Below are 18942 nucleotides of genomic sequence, written 5' to 3' on the forward strand. Positions count from 1 at the left end.
TGTCCGGGCCCGTTGGCCGTTGATCCGCAAGCAAGAGCGACATACTTACTGCCCCAGAATCGGTGGCAAATGTTGATCCCACGGCGCGATGGCCTCTACAGCGGCACAGAATTGCAGCACCAGGGCATCGGCATAGCGTGGCCCCACCACTTGCAGACCAATGGGCAGCCCGCCAGCGCTCCATCCGCAGGGCAGACTGGCTGCCGGGTTGCCGGTGATGTTGAAAGGGTAAGTGAACGGCGTCCAGCGCGCCCACGGCACAGCGCCGTCCTGTCCGGTGTAACCGGCAGGCGCCACATCGTCGGCAGCAAACGGCAGGATCGGCAGCGTCGGCATGATCAGCAGATCGTAATCTTCGAACAGCGCATGAACCTGGTTGGCAAAGGCTGCGCGCTGCTGGAGTGCCTGTAGATAATCACTCAAGCTGTACTGAGCAGAACGCCTGATCAGGTCGGCAAAGCCCGGATCGAGTTGCTCCATCTGCTGCGCAAGCGCTTTGCCGTAGGCAATACCGCGCCCGGCGACCCATAAGGTTTCGAACGTCGCCAGTGGGTCCTGCCAATCCGACTTGAGTGTACTGACCGTGACGGGCAGAGACCGGGCGATATTGCCCACAGCAGCGTCAACCGCTGCGGCAATTTGTGGATCGACCGGTGTGTCGAACAAGGTCGGACAGAAGCCGATACGCAACGGATCGAGTGGCTGGTCGCAACGCGCCAGAAAAGACTCGCCAGGGGCTGGCAGCGCCTGGTGATCCAGCGGATCGGGCCCTGACAGGATATCGAACAGCAACGCGCTGTCACGCACGGTTCGGGTGATCGGCCCGGCGTGACTGAGCATTTCGGTGGCCGACCAAGGCCAGGTCGGGATACGTCCCAATGTGCCCTTGAGGGCAAACGCGCCACAGAACGAGCCGGGAATGCGCACCGAGCCGCCCCCGTCGGAACCCAATGTGGCGGGCACCATCCGCGCGGCCACAGCGATCGCCGAGCCTGAACTGGAACCGCCACTGGTGAGTGTCGGGTCCCAGGGATTACGCCCGTTACCAAACACCCGCGACGTACTTGCACCCGTCCAGCCGAATTCGGTAGTCGCCGTTTTGCCCAGAATGATCGCGCCAGCGTCCTTGAGGCGACGGATGATCGGCGCGTCCTGTACCGGGACCGAATCCAGAGCCGTCAACGAACCCCGTGTGGTGCGCAGACCTGCCGTCGAAAAAAGATCCTTGATACCGAAAGGTATGCCGTGCAACGGGCCACGTACCTGACCACGCTGCAGTTCGGCCGTCATGCTCCATGCTTGTTCGAGCGCGACTTCGGCGTAGACGTCACCAAATGCATTGAGTGTGGGATTGTGGGTTTCAATCGCTGCCAGACACAACTCAGTCAAGCGTATCGACGTCATGCAGCCCTTGCGAACGAGCGCGGCGGCTTCGATCACAGTAGGCATGGATGATGGCTTGGGCTCGATCAATGTTAATACCTCTGCGCAATGCTCGACATAAACAACCGTCGGGGCATTACATTCAGCAGGTAATGATGAGTCAAGTGGGTTTTGTTGGATATATTGAATTTGTGGTTTTAAATTTTGTAACAGCACCGTCGCGGTGCTAAAAAACGGCAAAAGTCGCCACTCGCCCAATTGCGGTGCGCACTTGAAACAGCCGGAAGAAGAAAAAAGGACAATGAATAATCAGATAGAACAGCGCCTGTCCGTGGCGCGGTTCTGACATTGCAAGCGTACTTCAGGTCAGCGATCAGACGGCCAGATCGTGAGCATGAAACTCGGTCACACCGACCAACTGGATTTCAAAGTCTGCATGCAGGTCGCCATTGACGTTGCCCGACAATACGTGGTCGGCGAAGCGCAGTTGGCCAGCCCCGGTGAACTCGCCGCTGCCAATGAAGCTGAAAGCATCGAGGGCCTTGGTGTCCACGTTGGCGTCCATTTTGAGGAAGCTCAATTTGTCGCCCTGCTGGCTGCTGAAATCGGTGATCACGTCGCTGGCGTGGCCTTTGCCCAGTTCCGCCAGGTTATTAAACACGAAACGATCAGCACCGGTGCCGCCGGTCATGATATCGGCACCCAGACCACCCACCAGCTTGTCGTTGCCTGCACCGCCGAAGAGAACATTGTCTGCGTCATTGCCGGTCAGCGTGTTGTTACGATCATTGCCCAGCAACGTGAAAGCGCCCTCACCCTTGACGTGGACATTCTCAAAGTTCGCCAACGGTCCGGCATTGAGGTTGATGACCTCTGCTACAGCGGAGGTGTTGTTGTAGGTGATCTTCAGCGTATCAGTGCCTTGATCGGCCTTTTCCTGAACCAGTGCCAGTTCGTCGGCCTGATCGATAACATAAGTATCGTTGCCAAGCCCGCCGATCAGGGTATCCATACCGCCGCGACCATCGAGCACGTTATCCAGGTCGTTGCCGATCAATGTGTCATTGAAAGCAGAACCGATGGCGTTTTCAATGTGCGCACCATAGGCAATCGCCAGTCCCGAATTCATCAGCGTCGGGGCGTCCGGATTCTCGTTGTAATCAAGGAAAGCCTTGCCGATGGTGCTGAACTCACCCTCGTTGAGGTTGATCTTGACAAACGACGCCTGATTGCTGGCATCAATCGTGTCTTTACCGCCCGCGTCCCAGATGGTTTCGAATACCGACTGATCGGGTGCCCATTTGTAGACGTTGTTTTCGGTGTGATAACTCGTGTTGGCACCATAGATGAACTGCATCGCGGCCACATCGAGCAACATCGGCGTGGTGGGTTTGAAGCTGTAATTATTGGTGTAGCTCATAATGGTGTAACGGGCATCTTCGAACTTGGCATCGAGCAGCACGTCGTTGTATTGAGTGGCTTCGAACGAATGCTTCAAGCCCAGTGCATGACCCGTCTCGTGCATGAACGTGAGGTAATCATCCGTCCCTTTGGCAGGGTCGGCCGCATTGACTTTCGGCCCGATCCAGACATCGCCGGACCGGCCCAGCGTACCTGGCGCGTAAGCCTGGCCAAACTCAGTGCCATTCAGACTCTTGAAACCACCGAAACGGATGTCTCCGACATTGTCGGCGGTGTCCTGAACCTCGGTGAACTTTATATCTGCCACTGCACTCCATGCATCCAGCGCACTTCTGGCGGCCGCCGCCTGGGCATCAGTCAGCGAATAAGCATCGCTGGGCTCCTGAGAGCGACTGTAGTCAGTGGCGTAGACGGAGTCAGCGGTATGAAAGCTGTAAGTCAGATGAGTACCGGTCGTATCGCCTAACCAGAACGGCCCCCATAACAGACTGGTGACTCTGTCATCGGGCGACCCCTCGGGCAAAAGTTCGGCAGGGCTTGAATCATTTGGGCCAGGCATCGGCGTTGCTCCTGAAGAATACAGACGTTAGTGATTAGCCAATGATCTTTGCCAAGGCAAAAACCGACGGCAGTCTATTACACAACGGGTAAAATATGGACACAATAAGTTACAATTAGATTGCGCACGTATACCGTTGCGCACGATTGACGACAGCAACTTTTTTATTAAGCCGCCACTTTAAAGTTTATGACGCCCATCATTTAACAACGCGCCGAGGTACATCACTTCAAACCCCGGTCATGCGTGTTGAGAGTGATTACCCTGGCGACAACGGGCACCGGTATTCAGCCTCGATGGCCGGCAGGCCGTTGCTACCGCCGCTGACAGAGCGTCAGGGCTTGCTCGGGCCGTGCTGATTTATGCGGTGTATACCTTGCTGCCATCTACAAATCATAGGCATCATAAGACCTTAATTTCATCTGATCGCGGTGCGCCCACATGACCCACCACCCTGCGCCATTTCCCGCCAATGAGGAAGAACGAGTCCTCTCCCTTGAGCACCTCAAGATACTGGACAGCGCGCCCGAGCAAGACTTCGACGACATCGTGCTGCTCGCCACCACGCTGTGCGACGCGCCTATCGCTCTGGTCTCGCTGGTTGACCGAGAGCGCCAGTGGTTCAAGGCCTGCATCGGCCTGGACGTAAAAGAAACCCACCGCGATCTTGCATTCTGCGCCCATGCCATCCTGCAACCCTCCGATGTGCTGGTGGTGGAAGATGCAACCACCGATCCTCGCTTCAAGGAAAGTCCGCTGGTGCTGGGGCCTCCCTACATAAGGTTTTATGCGGGCGCGCCGATTCGCACCGACTCAGGCCATGCGCTGGGCACCGTGTGCGTGATCGACATCTGGCCGCGTGTGCTGACCGAACAACAGCGTCTCGCACTGCTGGCACTGGCGCGCCAGACTGCAGCCTTGATGCAGTATCGTCTGCTGACAGAGCAGCGTGACCAGCATGCTGCAGAGCTGGCTCTGGGACTCGAAAGCGCGCAGAGTCAAAGCCTGGCGATGGAGCGCAACCTGCGCCAGTCACAACGGGTGTCGTCATTGGGAATGCTCACCGCGAGCATCGCGCATGACTTCAATAACCTGCTTCAGGCGCTGAGCGCCAGCCTGCAACTTATCCGCATGCGTTCGCGCCGCCCGACCGATGTCGAAACGCTAAGCGATACCGGCCTGCGGGCTGTGGATCACGGTCGTCAACTGGTTACCCGCCTGCTGAACAGCGTTCGTCAGGACGGACCCGACCTGATCTGCATCGATGTCAGCGAACGGATCGATGCAGCCCGCGACCTGTTACTGCGCTCGGCGGGCGACAAACTGGAGCTGTCGTTTGACCTTTCCGCCCCAGGCTGGGGCGTCCTGTGCGCAGAAGCGCAGCTGCATGCAGCGGTATTGAACCTCCTGACCAATGCCCGTGACGCGATGTCCGGGCCAGGCAACGTGCATATCGCCACTCGACTGGAATCCGTCAAGGAAGATCCTCGACTGCCGGAAGGCGATTATCTGGTACTCAGCGTGACGGATGATGGCCCTGGCATGGCAGCCGAACTCAAGGAACAGATATTCGAGCCCTTCTTCACCACCCGAAGTTCCGATCCGGGTGCCGGTCTAGGGCTCGTCCAGGTGCAGGAGTTTGCGGTCAATGCAGGCGGAGGAGCGCGCGTCGAGACACTGCCGGGAAGCGGAACGACCGTGCATCTCTATCTGAGAATACTGGGGCCGATCAACGTAACGGCTTAACCCCTTCACACCCCGCAGCCTTGATATTCATTACATGAATAGCAGGCTGCGGCATGCTCATTCAGCGCATGAATTACAGCCTCTTCATCATCACAATACCGTTGCACTTAATAACCAATAACTGTCTTTAAAAAACAAACAGCATTCTTTCTTTTTTACAAAAAAATACACACACGGCAATCCCGCTTGCCGATTCGTGACTATATTCAATCGACAGCAAACATTCTGTTTGCGCTCCTGCCTTGGCAACAGGATGTTTGCTGTGAGAATGGCCGGATCATCAAAGTGACCGGGCTGATTGATGTCAGCGAGGGCAAGTCATACACCAAGACCTCGGACATGAAGCAGCGCGCCCGTCTGGGCATTCCCGGCAAAACCACGATTGTCGGCACCTCCAGCAGTGCCGAGATAAGGGAGGTTTTTTTCTACGCCAAGGAAAACGACGGCCTGACGGCCGAGGGTGCCAGCAATGTATGGATCAATCATGTCACCATCTCTTATTCCATTTTCCGCAACCATGAAAAGAATAACCTGATCGGTTCCAACGACACTAAAACGACCGATGACGGTAAACTGAAAGTCACTATCTACCGCTCGTTATTCGAGAACATTTCCTCTCGCGGGCCCCGTGTACGTTTTGGCCAGGTTCATCTTTACAATAATTATCACACCGGAAGTACCCGCTATAAGGTCTACCCGTTTATGTATGCCCAGGGCGTGGGCAAAAGTTCCAGAATCTTCGCTGAGCGTCATGTGTTCGATATCAGCGGCATCAGTGGTTGCAGCAAAGTTGCAGCCGATTATGACGGCAGCGTCTACCGTGATAGCGGATCGCTGGTGATCGGCAGCGCAGAGGGATAGTGGTACTCGATCACGTCGTCGAGATAAACATAAGGATCTGGAAAACAGTCGGCGGCTGGCAGTCCCTCGATAGCCATAAGGAAGACAATCCCGACGGGCTGGAAATCGGGCTCACGCTACAGACCCGCAGTGGCGAGGAACACTATCGCAAGGTGCTGGGACCGCTGAAATAGGTTTTGTACAAAAGTCGACGGGCGAAGGTCAGGCAAGTTGAAAACAGGCGATGACCGGCCGGGGTTGCAGCGCAGGCATGCGCCTGATAGTGGTATAGGCAATGCTTCCGATAAGCCTGAAACGTCTTAAAACTGACATTTCTGACAGCATACGAAGGGCCTGCAACCCGGCAGAATAGAGCCATGAACAAAGCAACTACGGGGCTTTCCGGCAACGGTTTACTTGGTTGTTTATGACGTCAGTCGTCTAGCGGTTAGGATACTCAGACAACTGGGAGGCGGTGGTTCAATCCCACCCTGACGTCACCCCTTTCAAAAGGGCCGAACAGCTGACGTTCGGTCCTTTTATTTCCGGCCTCTTTCAATCATGTTTCCAGGCATCTGGAGCCCCAGTGACGACGCAGTACCGCACTGACCACCGGCTGGGCGTCGACCTGTAACAGCAACGCATGAAAGTCAGGCCGGGTTGCGTGCAGATGCTCGCGTGTGCCGCTCCATCTCGTTACGACAGAGGCCAGAATTTCCACGGCACCGGGATCATCGCAACGCCACAGGTCTGCGCGACCAAACAGGTCGGCGAAAGTCTCCCAGTTTTCGTACAGCCTTGCGCGGGTTCCGGATTCAAGTACCGCATCGAGCGTTTCGTCAGAGTCCGACAGCCAGCGTTGCGGGTAATCGATGATCCCTATAGGGGCATAACAGTTGGCAGTGATATACACCAGTGCGCGAAGGGCTTGAGCACGCAGTGCAGGGTTGCCGGGTAGAAGTCCGGACTCGGGGTGCTCCAGCCCCAGATGAATCAGGATCGCAGCGCTTTCCGTCAGTACCGAGCCATCGGTCAGTACCAGCGTAGGCACCTGCAACAGTGGATTGACCCGTCTCAACGCTTCCTTGCCAGGCCCCTCCTCCCATCCGCAGGCTCTGAACAAGGTAAAAGCAACCGAGCAGCGCCAAAGCGCTATCTCGATGGCTGCGGAACCCGAACGCTCGACGCCAAAAAGCGTGTACATGCCAATGCTCCTAGTCAGGTGCTGAATGCTCGATCAGCACAGTCACACTGCCGGGGGAGCAAACAGATGGGCGTGCATAAAGTCAATGAATACTCGCAGGCGCAGCGAAAGGTGCTTGCTGGATGGCCAGAGCAACCTGAAACTCCCTGTATGTACCGTGTAGTCGGTCAGTATCGGCACTAACTCGCCACTGCGAATGGCCGATGAAATCATGAAGTCCGGCAGGCAGGCAATTCCTAACCCTGCACGCGCGACATCGACAAGGATTTCAGTCGTGTTACACACCATCACCTCAGGTAAATCGAGATCATCGGCACCTGCCTCCCGGCGTAGCGGCCAGTGCTCGAATTTGCCCGAAGAGGGAAACCTGTGCAACAGGCAGGCATGTCGACTCAAGTCCGCAGGATGTTCAGGTATGCCGTGCCGGTCAAAATAGTCCGGCGCACCGACAATCGTCAGTTGAAATCCCCCCATACGCTTCGACATGAGGCCAGAGTCGCCGGGGTCTCCCGTGCGCAAAACGATATCAAAACCCTCGTCGATGATATCGACCATGCGGTCCGAGAAATCGATGTCCAGCTCGATCTCGGGATAGGTACGCATGAAGTCGATGATCACCGGCATGACCAGCCCGCTGACCAATGGCAGGCTGATGCGTAACCTGCCTCTGGGCATATCTCTGGCGTTGCTCAACTCCATTTCTGCCGTTTCAAGTTCGGACAGAACACGTCGACAGCGTTCAAGAAATATCGAACCTTCCAGAGTCAGCGCGATACTGCGCGTACTGCGATGAAAGAGCCTGACACCCAGGCTCTCTTCCAGGCGACCGATACTCTTGCCGACCCCCGACGATGAAATACCCAGCCGCTTGCCTGCCTGGGTAAAACTCCGTGTTTCCGCCACCAGAACAAACACCGAAATGCTACCGAGCGATTCCAATACACACTCCTATTAAGGACAGCCTTGTCCTATACGTTCGGAACATAAGCCTGTTTTTGTTTGCATACGCAACCCCTAATCTCCCGGCAGGGCGATTGCCCTTGGATAAACGCGTGCAATTCATCCAAGCCTGCGCACGCTTCACAGGGAAATTGCTCATGACTTCAGTAAGCCAGGTTCAAGCCTCATCCTCTACCAGACGGTGGGGGCAGCTGTTTGCCGCCTGCCTGACAGGCATTTTGATTCCACTCTGCTTCACGGGGCCTGCAGTGGTGTTGCCCTCGATAAACAAGGCGTTGGGTGGATCAGCCGTCGAGCTGACATGGGTCATCAACGCCTACATCCTGACTTACGGCAGCGCCATGATGGCCGCAGGAAGCCTGACGGATATCTACGGCAGAAAGCGCGTTTGGCTGATCGGGCTGGCGATATTCGTGCTGTCCACCTTCGCCATCCCAGTGGCCTCATCCGTCGTCCAGATCGACGTACTTCGACTGATTCAGGGCCTGGGCGGCGCAGCAGCATTCGCTGGAGCAATGTCATCGCTGGCCCAGACCTTTCATGGGGCTGAGCGCACCAGAGTATTCAGCCTGCTGGGCACCACGTTCGGCATAGGCCTGGCGTTCGGTCCTCTTGCAGCGGGCTCGCTGGTTGACTCGGCCGGCTGGAAATGGTCATTCCACGCGACTGCCCTTATCGGCGTCGCAGGTTTTTTCCTGGTGCTGTTCAGCGCCACGGAATCCAGAGATCCCGATGCCACAGGGATGGATTGGCCGGGCGCTATCAGTTTTACTGCGGCACTGACCCTGTTCACTTACGCGATCCTGCTCGCCCCTGAAGACGGCTGGACCCATCCGCTGGTCATGGGCGGCCTCCTGGGTTCACTGCTGCTGTTCTGGATATTCATCGCAGTGGAACAGCGCGTGACCAGGCCGATGCTTGATCTGTCACTGTTCAGGAGCGCGCGCTTTGTCGGCGTACAGATTCTTGCGGCCAGCCCCGCATTTTTCTTTGTCGTACTGATCATCATGTTGCCAGCGCGCTTTATTGGTATCGACGGCCTCAGCGCGCTGGAAACCGGGCAGATGATGACCGCCCTCGCTGCGCCCTTGCTGGTCGTGCCGATGCTTGCCGCGCAACTGGCGCGTCGTTTCACGTCCGGGCTGTTGTCCGGCGTCGGGCTGCTGCTGGTAGCCGTCGGGCTGTTGTGGCTTGCACTGGCACTGGACAGCGGCGCAATCAGAACCGCTTTGCTGCCGATGGCGCTGATCGGTGTCGGTATCGGCCTGCCGTGGGGGCTGATGGACGGCATGGCGATCAGCGTGGTCGAAAAGGAACGCGCCGGCATGGCTACCGGCATCTTCAATGCCGTGCGCGTTTCCGCCGACGGCATTGCCATTGCGTTCGCAGGTGCACTGCTCGCCACGTTCATTCAGTGGGGCCTGTTCGACGCATTGAAGGCTGTCGCACCTGAAACAGTGACCGATGCGGCCAACCGCGCCGCATTGGGCGATCTGCACAACGCGATCAGCCTTTTGCCCGGCCAGGCTGAGCTGCTGCACCAGCAGTACGCCATCGCGTTCCGCAATCTGCTGTTCATTCTCAGCGCCGCCACCGTACTCACGGCAGTGGCTGTCTTTGTCCTGCTCGGTCGCGTGCGCGCTCATGAGGAGACGCCAGTGGAGCCGTCCGACACCCTTGATCTGGCGGGTGAAACCAAGTGAAAGCCTATGAACTACCCGACACGAACCGGCACCCGGCCTTCGCAAAAGTGTTCACACCGGGCCATCTCACGTTCGGTCTGATTGCGCCACTGGAAGGTTATCCTGATGCCGTAGCGCCCACCATGAAAGACCACGTGGCCCTCGCAAGGCAGGCAGACAAAGCCGGCTTCGCTGCACTCTGGCTCCGGGATGTACCGCTTCTTGACCCCGGATTTGGCGACGCAGGTCAGATATTCGATCCCTTTGTATATGCAGCACTGCTGTCCGCAGTGACCACACAAATCTGCATCGGGACCGCCGGCATCGTACTGACGCTGCGCAATCCAATGATGGTCGCCAAACAGGCCTGCAGCGTGGATGTGTTGCTGGAGGGGCGTTTCCTGCTGGGCTTGTCGACGGGCGACAGGCCCGGTGAGTACCCCGCCTTCGGTGAGAATTTCGACACGCGTGCAGAGCGCTTCAGAGAAGGTATCGAGATGTTGCACGCGGTGACCGAGCGCTCATTTCCAGCATTCTCGTCGCGCTATTACGGGCATCTCAATGGCGCAATGGATCTACTGCCGAAACCTTTTTTCGGACGGTTGCCGATGCTCGCCATTGGCCGCTGTCAGCAGGACGTCAAATGGCTGGCCAATCATATGGACGGCTGGATATGGCACCAGAGCGGCTTCAACACCCTGCCAGAGGTGATCAGTCATTGGCGCGATGCCAATCAGCAGAAACGGTTCAAGCCCTACGGCTATGCGACGTTCTTTGATCTTGACGACAACAAGGACGCGCCCATGAAAGTCGGCCGTGGAATCAGTACTGGACGAAACGCCCTCATCGATCTGTGGCAGCGTCAACGGGAACAGGGGGTTTCGCATGTTGCGCTTAACCTGAAACCACTGAAACGCCCGGCCACTGAAGTGTTGCAGGAGCTGGAGGAGTATGTGCTGCCGTATTTCCCGACCCGACGGAATGATCATGCCTCAACGAACATTTCGTCTGCACGGCCGCTGTCGGCACAGGATTCAGCAAGGAAGAACGACATCAAAACCGACCTGGGAGGTCATCATGCGCGCTGAAAAATCTTATCCGATAAAGACCAACCCGATGCGCAGCAGTCGCAACAGGATACAGCTGGGGGTTTTCTCCACCAATACCGAAGGCGGCTGCACCGTCACCAATGCGCCGGAACGCCTGCGTGGAGACGATTGGGCAGGTAATCTGGAAATCGCCCGGGTAGCCGACGATGCAGGATTCGAAGCATTCATACCCGTGGGCCGCTGGAAAGGTTTCGGCGGCACCAACAACACAGGCGGCGTTTGTTTCGAAACCTACACCTGGGCTGCCGGAATTGCAGCCCTGACCAACCAGATCGCAGTCTTCACCACCTCGCATCTGCCCACCGTGCACCCCCTGTTTGCAGCCAAGCAGGCGGTGACCATCGACCACATCAGCGGCGGGCGCTTCGGGCTGAACATCCTGTGCGGCTGGTACGGGGCTGAAATGCGCATGTTCAGCGGCCACATGATGGAGCACGACAAACGCTATGACTACGCAGAAGAATGGCTGCACATTGCCAAAAATGCCTGGGAGCAGCAAACACCGTTCGATTTCAAAGGCGAGTACTTCACCATCTGCGACGCTATCTCGCAGCCTCAGCCACTCAACACTCCCTACCTGATCAACGCAGGCGGCTCACCACGCGGCAAACGGTTCTGCGCCGAGCATTGTGACGCCGCGTTTCTGATCATCAAACACCTCGACGGTGAAGAAGCCGTCCGGCAACAGATTGCTTCCTACAAGGACCTGGCAAGGCAGGAGTTCGGGCGCGACATAAAAATCTGGTGTTATGGCTACGTCGTGCAGAAAGACACTCAGGAACAAGCGGACGCTTACCTGGACTATTACGCCACTGAAATGGGTGACGATGAGGGCTGCGATATCATCACGGGCGAGTTGGGGATTCAGACCGGTATTTTCACTCTGGAAGACGCGGTGCGTTTCCGCTTTCATTTCAAGGCGGGGTTTGCAGGCGTACCTCTGGTAGGCACACCGGAGCAGATCGTCGAACTGTTCAAGAAATACGCTGACTGGGGAATCGACGGCATAGCCCTGACATGGCTTGATTACCATGAAGGCATAAAGGATTTTGTGCGGGAGACACTGCCGCTGATGGAACAGGCGGGCCTGCGCGAAGCGTTGAATGTCGAGGCAATCACGTCGGGTGTCGCCGCCGAAGTAGCCTGATGCGAAAGGACTCCCTGAACGCCGTATCCTGGGAGTCCTTTACCCGGACGACTTAAATGGCCAGCATCCGTTGCGGATTGCAAAGGGTGATGTGGGCACGGCGTTCGCTGCTCAGACCGAATGCGTCGAACCACTGCCCGCTCATCGACAACCACTCGTGCACATCGATCTGGCTGGTCTGACCCAGGTCCGAGCTGTAGACCACATTGGGCACACGGCTCAGTACATCGCTGAAATCCTGCTCATCCTGATAGCCCAACAAGTAAGTCAGCGCCGTCTGCTCGATGTAGACGGATGGTTCATTACCGATGACCGCAAGTTCGGCTGCTTTCAGGCCGGTCAACGGGTTGGCTGGCTGATTGAGCATCAACCTCGGCACACCGATCCGCACGGCCTCGTCGATCAGCGCCCTGACTTCGTCGGCATCGGCATGCCCTGTCGATATGACCAGCGGATAATCACGCGCCATCTTGAGAATATCCAGCGCCTGAGGCGTAAGGCGTCCGTTCTGCGCTGTCACTCGGGCAGGCTTGATGGGCTTTTCCTGCAACAGCGGATGGCTCAAATTGCGCGCCAGCGTACTGGTATGGGTCCTGCCCGTAACGGTTGGAAAGTGAACGATGAAACGCCCGGGTTCATCACCCCGCAAACACAGGCTGCGCTCCACTACACGGTAGTCAATGCCGCCAGCAATCTCGTTCAGCACCACTGAACCGCTGACCGCAAAGCCCTGATCGCGTGCTTCCCACGCCTGAGCCGCGGTGCACCCCAGGTGATTTTTCAGCACCACCCGGCCCTGTACCGCTGCATAGCGCCTGCCCGCCTCAATCGCGCCATGACGGCGAACGAACGCGTCAGGATTGGCGTGGTAGTGCACATCAATAAAGCCTGCTTCCTCGACCTGACTCATTGCACGCACTCGCGACTGGTTAACAGAAAGGTATCGATGCTCTCCAGTACCCGACCCAGGTCATCAGCCAGCGGACGCATCCCGCCATCAGGCACGCACAGTGAACGCTGTTTTCGGCCCTTGGTGCGCGGCACATGGTTCGCACCCACCAATTGGGACTTTTCGCCAAACACGCTCAGCACTCGCCCTGGGTAATCGAGCAGGCACTCACTGATGTCCAGACCGCCCAGCAGCCGGAACCCCAGTGTCAGACGTTGCCCTTGTGTCGAGAGTATGGCGTCACTCTCAGTGCAAAGCAGTTCCAGTGCTTCCTGCACCTGGCCTTCTGGCAATACCAGATTGTCCAGCAAGTACCTGGCATGCTCGACATGCCCTTCTTCTGCCAGATCCGCCATACGCCCGAGCCTGGAATCAAGCAACCTGTCGGCTTTGGCGGGTGAAGAAAGCAACAACAAGGCAGGCGTCGACCTCAGCCACGAAGTACCTGCGAGCGCCTGCACCAGCGCGCCGCCCAAGGCCACTCCGACGAGCACGTCCGGCACGCCCCACGGCTCGAGCGCGCAGATCCAGCGCTGGGTAAATCCGTCAAAGCTTTCACCGGACACCACTGGCAGGGACAGTGAATCAAAAACTGTGACCTGATAACCGGCTGCCGTGAAATGCTCGATCAGCGGCTGAGCGAACCCACCCGCATCCCAGACCGGCATTACCGGCGAAAGAATGAATACGCTTGATTGCCCGACACCAAAGGTCTGGCAGGTGATGCAATGGCTCATGGCGTTTGCTCCTGCAAAAATGACAAGACCCGCTGTTTAAAGCGGGTCCGGTCGTTGGTTCATCCTGATGGGTCAGCGGGTTGTGCGAAGGCATTCGACACTGGCGGCACACTCGCGCAGGGTCGACTCGACGATGAGCTGCGCGGGCAATACATCCTTGATCAGATCCGCCACTTCGCCCGCCCAAATGGCCCGGATACTCACATCATCGGCCGCCATGGCCGCTTCATAGTCCAGGCGCAATTGACCCGCCGATGCCGCAAATGCCTGCTCCTTGCCCACCCAACTGGCGGAAAATTCATTGCCGATCACCCGCCCGCTGTAGCCCTCGGGCCAGTCGATGCCGCGCACCTGATCGAAGATCCGGGTGCGCACCGTATCTTTCGCTACCGCCTTTAACAGGCGCTGCTTTACCCGCTCGGAAGGAAGCGCCTCCTGCGAAGCCAGAAAACGTGTGCCCATCATCACGCCGTCCATACCCAGCGCCAGCGCGGCAGCCATGCCCCGTCCGTCGGCAATCCCGCCGGCACCGACAAGCACAACATCCTTCCCGACCGCGTCGCGAACTGCCGGAAACAGCGGCAATGAAGCGCGTCGCAAGCTGTGACCGCCCGCCTCGGCCCCTTGCACGATCAGCGCATCGGCACCGGCGTCCAGCGCGTAAAGCGCTTGATCGACGTCATGAACCTGGACGATGACTTTGACATTGGCCTGTTGAATGGGCCGGACAAAAGGACGCACATCACCAAACGATAACGCCACCACGGATGGGCGATACTCAAGCGCCAGGTGAAGCAATTCGAAGTGCTTCGCCACGGTAAACATCACCAGACCCACACCCCAGGGCTGCTGCACGTCCTGCATCATCTCCAGCTCGTGCGCCATCCATTGCGGGTCGCCGTAACTGGCCCCCACCAGACCGAGCCCCCCCGCCCGGGATACGGCAGCCGCCAGACGCCCTCCTGAGGCGCCGCCCATCGGGGCCAGCATCAGAGGGTGTTCAATTCCGAGAAGCGAAGTCAGTGCTGTATTGATCATGGCCATCGCGCATAACCCCTGTGCAAATCCGAGTGAATGTCAGACGAAAGCGGCCTGTGCGCCGCCTTCCTCTGCAGTGGATGGATCAACCCGCTTTCTGTAATGCGAGTTCAGGGGTGATGTACTCGGCGACGTTGTAGAGGTGATATTCCCAGGTGCCGGTTTCCTTTAAACGGGAATACCGCGACAGAAACTCCTGGTCGATAAAAAGCGACTCGAACTGACTGCGGTCACTCCATTGCGCCTGATTGATGACGGTCTTGCCGTCCGTGCTTTTCATCAACCGGCTCCATTTGAAAGCACTGTAGGTCCGCGCGACGTAACTGACCGTCTCTTCAAGAATCTCAATGGCCAGATCCTGGGCACCCTCGTTTACCTGCACTACATTGATCAGATAGACCGCCTTGTCATCGGTGACGGATTGAGCGTCGAACAATTCCATTTTCATAATCAGTTCCGTTCAGTCAGAAGAAGAAGTAGTCAAGCGAAAAGCGGTGCTGAAGCCGCCGGTTTACCGTCTTGCCAGAGCAGCGGCGAGATCGCCTCGGCCGCCGTTGTTTTCTCGACCAGAGCGATGATGATTTCGTGAGTGCCGCAGGTCATTCGTTGAGCCACCGAGCAGAACAGCGTCGCCTGGGCCGTACGCAGATACGGAACGCCCCTATCCTGCTGCCAGTCTCCGCTGTCGAACCGCGCCGGGCCGTTGACCGCTCCGCCAAATACGCTGACCAGCTCTGCCTGACTGGTGTGCAGCAGGTTGACCGAGAACTTTCCGCTCTCAAGCAAAGGCAGGTAAACGCTGGCGCTGTGATTGATGCAAACCAGAATGGACGGCGGATCGCTGCATACCGAACTGACAGCCGTGGCTGCCATACCGTACGGCGTGCCCTCATGCTCGGTGGCAACAAGGGTGACGGTGGACGTCAGGCGGCGCATTGCTTTCTTGAACGCACCGATATCAATGTCCGGAGACTCACATGCACGCTGTCGAGCGTGGGGCTCTGACACATTTGCATCTACGGTCAATCGCGATGCCTGAGTCATGACCGCTCTCCCACGCTGACTTTTTCAGCGTCAGTCAGCCAGGGTTGGTCGTAACGGTAGGTACTGCGAGCATTCTCCAGAGTCGAGCCTGCAGCTATGGCCTCGATAATCTTGCGCTCCGTCTGCTCCACCGCTTGGGCACGACGTATAACCTCGGCTGCCAGTTGTTGTGGAACGACCACGCAGCCGCTGCCATCGCAGACCAGCAGGTCACCGGGGCGGACCGTAATACCCTCAATGACGACTGGCACCTGAACGGCCTTGAGTTGCGCGCGATTCTTGGCTGACTGCATGAACCGCCCGCGACTGAACAACGGATAGCGGCACCTGATCACAGTATCGATATCACGCGCCATGCCATCGATAACGGTGCCTTTGATGCCGTTGGCCAGGGCGAAATGGGTCATGATATCGCCCCAGACAGTGCAATCCTGGCGCCCTACGTTGGAGGACACAATCACCGCGCCGGGAGGCACCTGATCAATGTAGTTGGCAGCCCCCTTGAACCCTGCTGACGCATCGACAGCTTCGTACTGCACGGTAAATGCGACACCGACACAACGCGTACCCGGCACCTGCGAAACGATACCCGGCAACCCGCCGTCGATGCCGAGGCTGTCCAGAGCATCCGACAGCGAGGCGGTGTCCAGATGTTCACAGGCCTCCAGTACGGCTCGCGTCACTGATACGGCTTCAAAGTGCGCTGACATGGCGTTCTCCCTGAACCGAAGCCTGTCCGGTGTGATACCCGAAAGAGCCGGCCTGCAACTCGATGCATTGGCGGACAATCGCTTCGCCCACCTGCTCGGTCGTGTGGGAACCACCAAGGTCATAAGTACGTATGGGCGATTGTGAAACCAGGCTGACAGCGCGGGTAATACACGCCGCCTGCGCGGCATACCCCAAATGCTCGAGCATCAGCGCAATGGCCATGAACATGGCTCCGGGGTTGGCCTTGTTCAGCCCCGCATGGGCCGGCGCACTGCCGTGTACAGGCTCGAAATAGGCCCCTGAATTGCCGAAGTTGCCACTGGGCGCGAACCCCAGGCCACCCATGACGCCCGCGCCGAGATCGGAAAGAATATCGCCGAACATGTTTTCGGCAACAATCACCCCGAAACGCTCGGGACGCTGCACCATCCACAAGGCAACTGCATCGACATTTTCGATGGCAGCGGTTATGTCGGGATAACGCTGTGCGATTTCCTCAAAAATACCCCGTGCGTAAGCACTGCTGTGGCGCAGGACCATCGGCTTGTCGACAAAGGTCACTGAGGTGAAGGCGTTCTGGCGGGCATATTCGAATGCGTACTCAAAAATACGCGTCAAGCCGCTTCGCGTTTGCAGGCGCAATGTGACTGTCGCATCGTCCTGCCCTTCTCGCTGCCAGGACGCGCCAAGCGCTTCTCGCTCTTCGAGCAGCGGCAGCAGTGCATCTGGAATACGCCCGAAATCCAGCCCTGCATAAAGGCCTTCGGTGTTTTCTCTGATCACGACAAAGCGAAATCTGTTTTCGCCGGTCATGTCTGTTACCGGACGTACATTCGCGTACAGATCAAGGTTCTGCCTGAGCTGAATGACCGGACTGACATAGCGGCGGTTCTGGCCCTGAAGCGCCAGTGGCAATTCTGCCTCCGCCTCTGCCAGCGGCTTGCTGGTTATTGCGCCCAGCAATGTCGCATCACAGTTCGCTATGATTTCCCAGGTTCGGGCAGGAACGGTTTCACCGTCGCGTTTCCAGCATTCCCAACCGATATCTGCGGTTATCAAATCGAACGGCAGGTCCAACGCAGCGATCACCGGAAGCGCTGCCGCCATGACTTCAATGCCGATCCCGTCACCGGGCAGAATACCTATACGCTTGCGGGGCATCTGACGGGTCATAGCGCCACCCCCTTTACGCTGCTCGCCAGTTCATTGAAGGCATTCGACAATACCGCTCGCGGAGCAAGACGCGCCACCTTGTCCTGCTGATGCATGACCTCGAGCGCTCGGTACTCGGAGGTCAGTTGAAACCGTTCAAGGGTATCTCGCACCCGCCGATTACTGTCGTAGGGGAAGTTGTAGGTGCCCAGAATGATATCCATCAGCGGGCTGGGCATATTGTTCTGCGGGACCGAACTGGCCGTGGCTTCCGACAGTTCAATCACCTTTACCAGATCGTATCCGTGACGGATGCCGATACGTTCCAGATACGCAACGAACATACTCAAGTGCAGGTTGCCTGCTCCCTTGCCCATGCCACATATGGACGTGTCGATATACTCAGCACCGGCTTCGATAGCCGCCGATGCATTCGCCAGTGCCAAAGACAGATTGTTATGGGCGTGAAACCCCAATGGCACCAGCAAGCGGCTAGCAAGGCGACTGAACAGCCGATGTACATCGGTTGGCAACATATGACCGTTGGAGTCCGCACAACAGATGATGTCCGCGCCGGCACCTTCGGCACGAACGGCCGTATCAAGCACCGCTCCCGGCGTCTGCGATGTCACATGCGTCACATTGGCGCTGACACTGAAGCCGTGATCGCGGGCCAGTGACAAAGTCGCCAGGCCCTCATCCAGCTGGTCGCGTCGCAGACAGACACGAATCATTGAAACACCCTGCTCCTTGAGCATGGCAAAGTCGTCTGCCGTGATGTTTTTAGGGTGAACCATAACCGCCAGTTCGATGCGTCCATCGGCTGCCTTTATGATTTTCTCAATGAAGCGTGCGCCCACATCACTGGTCAGCCCGTGCTCTCCCTTCGGCGCAAACGATCCTTTGCAGTAACCAATTTCACAGAGGTCGACACCTGCGTCCGCCAGGCCCGAAGTCATAACCCGGGCCTGATCTTCCGTAAAATTGAAGTTGTTTCGATAACCACCGTCACGCAATGTAACGTCGAGAATTTTTATGTCGGCCATGAGAATCTCCGGCTGTCCTTAGGGTGTAAACAGGGTGCTTGAGATGATCTTGCCACTGCCTTTATTCTTGTAGTTGTACAACAGCGCCACACCTATCAAACATTGCCGAGCCGACACCTGAACGTCTCGGAGTTTCGAATCATTAACTTCTTAACTCGACATTGATCCTCGTCAAAATCGACCGCGTTGTAAATTGTTGATATTTAGTCAGGG

Annotated in this window: 16 protein-coding genes and 2 pseudogenes; 6 read left to right on the forward strand and 12 right to left on the reverse strand. The window is 57.4% G+C overall.

Annotated elements, in window-relative coordinates:
* Positions 1–45: 45 nt before the first annotated feature.
* The gene (locus ALO80_RS04810; RefSeq protein WP_055008140.1) at positions 46–1449 is read right to left on the reverse strand and encodes an amidase; all 1404 of its coding nucleotides are present in this window, start codon (positions 1447–1449) and stop codon (positions 46–48) included.
* 307 nt (positions 1450–1756) lie between these two features.
* Positions 1757–3364: a M10 family metallopeptidase gene (locus ALO80_RS04815; protein ID WP_055008141.1), complete on the reverse strand. Its 1608-nt coding sequence runs from the start codon at positions 3362–3364 to the stop codon at positions 1757–1759.
* Between the two features lie 441 nt (positions 3365–3805).
* On the opposite strand from ALO80_RS04815, the gene ALO80_RS04820 reads away from it, so the two are divergent.
* From ALO80_RS04820 to ALO80_RS29015, 3 genes and pseudogenes are all read left to right on the forward strand, one after another.
* The gene (locus tag ALO80_RS04820; RefSeq protein ID WP_055008142.1) at positions 3806–5110 is read left to right on the forward strand and encodes a GAF domain-containing hybrid sensor histidine kinase/response regulator; all 1305 of its coding nucleotides are present in this window, start codon (positions 3806–3808) and stop codon (positions 5108–5110) included.
* 267 nt (positions 5111–5377) lie between these two features.
* Positions 5378–5959 (forward strand): annotated as a pseudogene (locus tag ALO80_RS04825) (pectate lyase family protein); the annotation flags it as partial.
* 11 nt (positions 5960–5970) lie between these two features.
* A complete protein-coding gene (locus ALO80_RS29015; RefSeq protein ID WP_223813526.1) occupies positions 5971–6144 on the forward strand; it encodes a hypothetical protein in 174 nt (57 codons plus the stop codon).
* A 365-nt stretch (positions 6145–6509) separates the two neighbouring features.
* Here the strand turns inward: ALO80_RS29015 and ALO80_RS04830 are convergent, their stop codons facing one another.
* Positions 6510–7154: a glutathione S-transferase N-terminal domain-containing protein gene (locus ALO80_RS04830; RefSeq protein ID WP_055008144.1), complete on the reverse strand. Its 645-nt coding sequence runs from the start codon at positions 7152–7154 to the stop codon at positions 6510–6512.
* Between the two features lie 42 nt (positions 7155–7196).
* Positions 7197–8093, reverse strand: a complete 897-nt coding sequence (locus ALO80_RS04835) for a LysR substrate-binding domain-containing protein (RefSeq protein ID WP_055008145.1) — start codon at positions 8091–8093, stop codon at positions 7197–7199.
* 158 nt (positions 8094–8251) lie between these two features.
* Between ALO80_RS04835 and ALO80_RS04840 the strand changes: the two genes are divergently transcribed.
* The 3 genes and pseudogenes from ALO80_RS04840 (at position 8252) to ALO80_RS04850 (ending at position 12052) form a co-directional block, all read left to right on the forward strand.
* Positions 8252–9817 (forward strand): MFS transporter, encoded by a 1566-nt coding sequence (locus ALO80_RS04840; protein ID WP_055008146.1) that lies wholly within the window; start codon positions 8252–8254, stop codon positions 9815–9817.
* Positions 9814–10782 (forward strand): annotated as a pseudogene (locus ALO80_RS04845) (LLM class oxidoreductase); the annotation flags it as partial. The gene ALO80_RS04840 and the pseudogene ALO80_RS04845, both read left to right, overlap by 4 nt.
* Positions 10783–10873: 91 nt before the next feature.
* Positions 10874–12052, forward strand: a complete 1179-nt coding sequence (locus ALO80_RS04850) for an LLM class flavin-dependent oxidoreductase (RefSeq protein WP_055008147.1) — start codon at positions 10874–10876, stop codon at positions 12050–12052.
* Between the two features lie 52 nt (positions 12053–12104).
* Here the strand turns inward: ALO80_RS04850 and ALO80_RS04855 are convergent, their stop codons facing one another.
* The 8 genes from ALO80_RS04855 to ALO80_RS04890 form a co-directional block, all read right to left on the reverse strand.
* Entirely contained in the window at positions 12105–12962 is an 858-nt protein-coding gene (locus ALO80_RS04855; RefSeq protein WP_054987115.1) for a DUF6282 family protein, read from the reverse strand.
* On the reverse strand, positions 12959–13738 hold the full coding sequence (locus ALO80_RS04860; protein ID WP_055008148.1) for a hypothetical protein: 780 nt from the start codon (positions 13736–13738) through the stop codon (positions 12959–12961). The genes ALO80_RS04855 and ALO80_RS04860 overlap by 4 nt, the downstream gene beginning before the upstream one ends.
* Before the next feature lie 72 nt (positions 13739–13810).
* Entirely contained in the window at positions 13811–14782 is a 972-nt protein-coding gene (locus ALO80_RS04865; protein WP_055008149.1) for an NAD(P)H-dependent flavin oxidoreductase, read from the reverse strand.
* A gap of 79 nt (positions 14783–14861) precedes the next feature.
* Entirely contained in the window at positions 14862–15224 is a 363-nt protein-coding gene (locus ALO80_RS04870) for an antibiotic biosynthesis monooxygenase (protein ID WP_054987112.1), read from the reverse strand.
* Between the two features lie 32 nt (positions 15225–15256).
* Positions 15257–15820, reverse strand: a complete 564-nt coding sequence (locus tag ALO80_RS04875) for a flavin reductase family protein (RefSeq protein ID WP_223813527.1) — start codon at positions 15818–15820, stop codon at positions 15257–15259.
* On the reverse strand, positions 15817–16530 hold the full coding sequence (locus ALO80_RS04880) for an RraA family protein (protein ID WP_054987111.1): 714 nt from the start codon (positions 16528–16530) through the stop codon (positions 15817–15819). The genes ALO80_RS04875 and ALO80_RS04880 overlap by 4 nt, the downstream gene beginning before the upstream one ends.
* Positions 16514–17704, reverse strand: a complete 1191-nt coding sequence (locus ALO80_RS04885; RefSeq protein ID WP_055008150.1) for an isocitrate/isopropylmalate dehydrogenase family protein — start codon at positions 17702–17704, stop codon at positions 16514–16516. The genes ALO80_RS04880 and ALO80_RS04885 overlap by 17 nt, the downstream gene beginning before the upstream one ends.
* Positions 17701–18729, reverse strand: coding sequence for a beta/alpha barrel domain-containing protein (locus ALO80_RS04890; RefSeq protein WP_054987109.1), 1029 nt, complete (start codon positions 18727–18729; stop codon positions 17701–17703). The genes ALO80_RS04885 and ALO80_RS04890 overlap by 4 nt, the downstream gene beginning before the upstream one ends.
* Between the last annotated feature and the right edge of the window lie 213 nt (positions 18730–18942).

Source organism: Pseudomonas caricapapayae, assembly GCF_001400735.1.
GTDB lineage: Bacteria > Pseudomonadota > Gammaproteobacteria > Pseudomonadales > Pseudomonadaceae > Aquipseudomonas > Aquipseudomonas caricapapayae.

Bases quoted from the DNA above. Each gene is read 5' to 3' on its own strand.
- ALO80_RS04810 (WP_055008140.1), bottom strand. From the start codon at position 1,449: ATGCCTACTGTGATCGAAGCCGCCGCGCTCGTTCGCAAGGGCTGCATG.
- ALO80_RS04815 (WP_055008141.1), bottom strand. From the start codon at position 3,364: ATGCCTGGCCCAAATGATTCAAGCCCTGCCGAACTTTTGCCCGAGGGG.
- ALO80_RS04820 (WP_055008142.1), top strand. From the start codon at position 3,806: ATGACCCACCACCCTGCGCCATTTCCCGCCAATGAGGAAGAACGAGTC.
- ALO80_RS04830 (WP_055008144.1), bottom strand. From the start codon at position 7,154: ATGTACACGCTTTTTGGCGTCGAGCGTTCGGGTTCCGCAGCCATCGAG.
- ALO80_RS04840 (WP_055008146.1), top strand. From the start codon at position 8,252: ATGACTTCAGTAAGCCAGGTTCAAGCCTCATCCTCTACCAGACGGTGG.
- ALO80_RS04850 (WP_055008147.1), top strand. From the start codon at position 10,874: ATGCGCGCTGAAAAATCTTATCCGATAAAGACCAACCCGATGCGCAGC.
- ALO80_RS04855 (WP_054987115.1), bottom strand. From the start codon at position 12,962: ATGAGTCAGGTCGAGGAAGCAGGCTTTATTGATGTGCACTACCACGCC.
- ALO80_RS04860 (WP_055008148.1), bottom strand. From the start codon at position 13,738: ATGAGCCATTGCATCACCTGCCAGACCTTTGGTGTCGGGCAATCAAGC.
- ALO80_RS04865 (WP_055008149.1), bottom strand. From the start codon at position 14,782: ATGGCCATGATCAATACAGCACTGACTTCGCTTCTCGGAATTGAACAC.
- ALO80_RS04870 (WP_054987112.1), bottom strand. From the start codon at position 15,224: ATGAAAATGGAATTGTTCGACGCTCAATCCGTCACCGATGACAAGGCG.
- ALO80_RS04875 (WP_223813527.1), bottom strand. From the start codon at position 15,820: ATGACTCAGGCATCGCGATTGACCGTAGATGCAAATGTGTCAGAGCCC.
- ALO80_RS04880 (WP_054987111.1), bottom strand. From the start codon at position 16,530: ATGTCAGCGCACTTTGAAGCCGTATCAGTGACGCGAGCCGTACTGGAG.
- ALO80_RS04885 (WP_055008150.1), bottom strand. From the start codon at position 17,704: ATGACCCGTCAGATGCCCCGCAAGCGTATAGGTATTCTGCCCGGTGAC.
- ALO80_RS04890 (WP_054987109.1), bottom strand. From the start codon at position 18,729: ATGGCCGACATAAAAATTCTCGACGTTACATTGCGTGACGGTGGTTAT.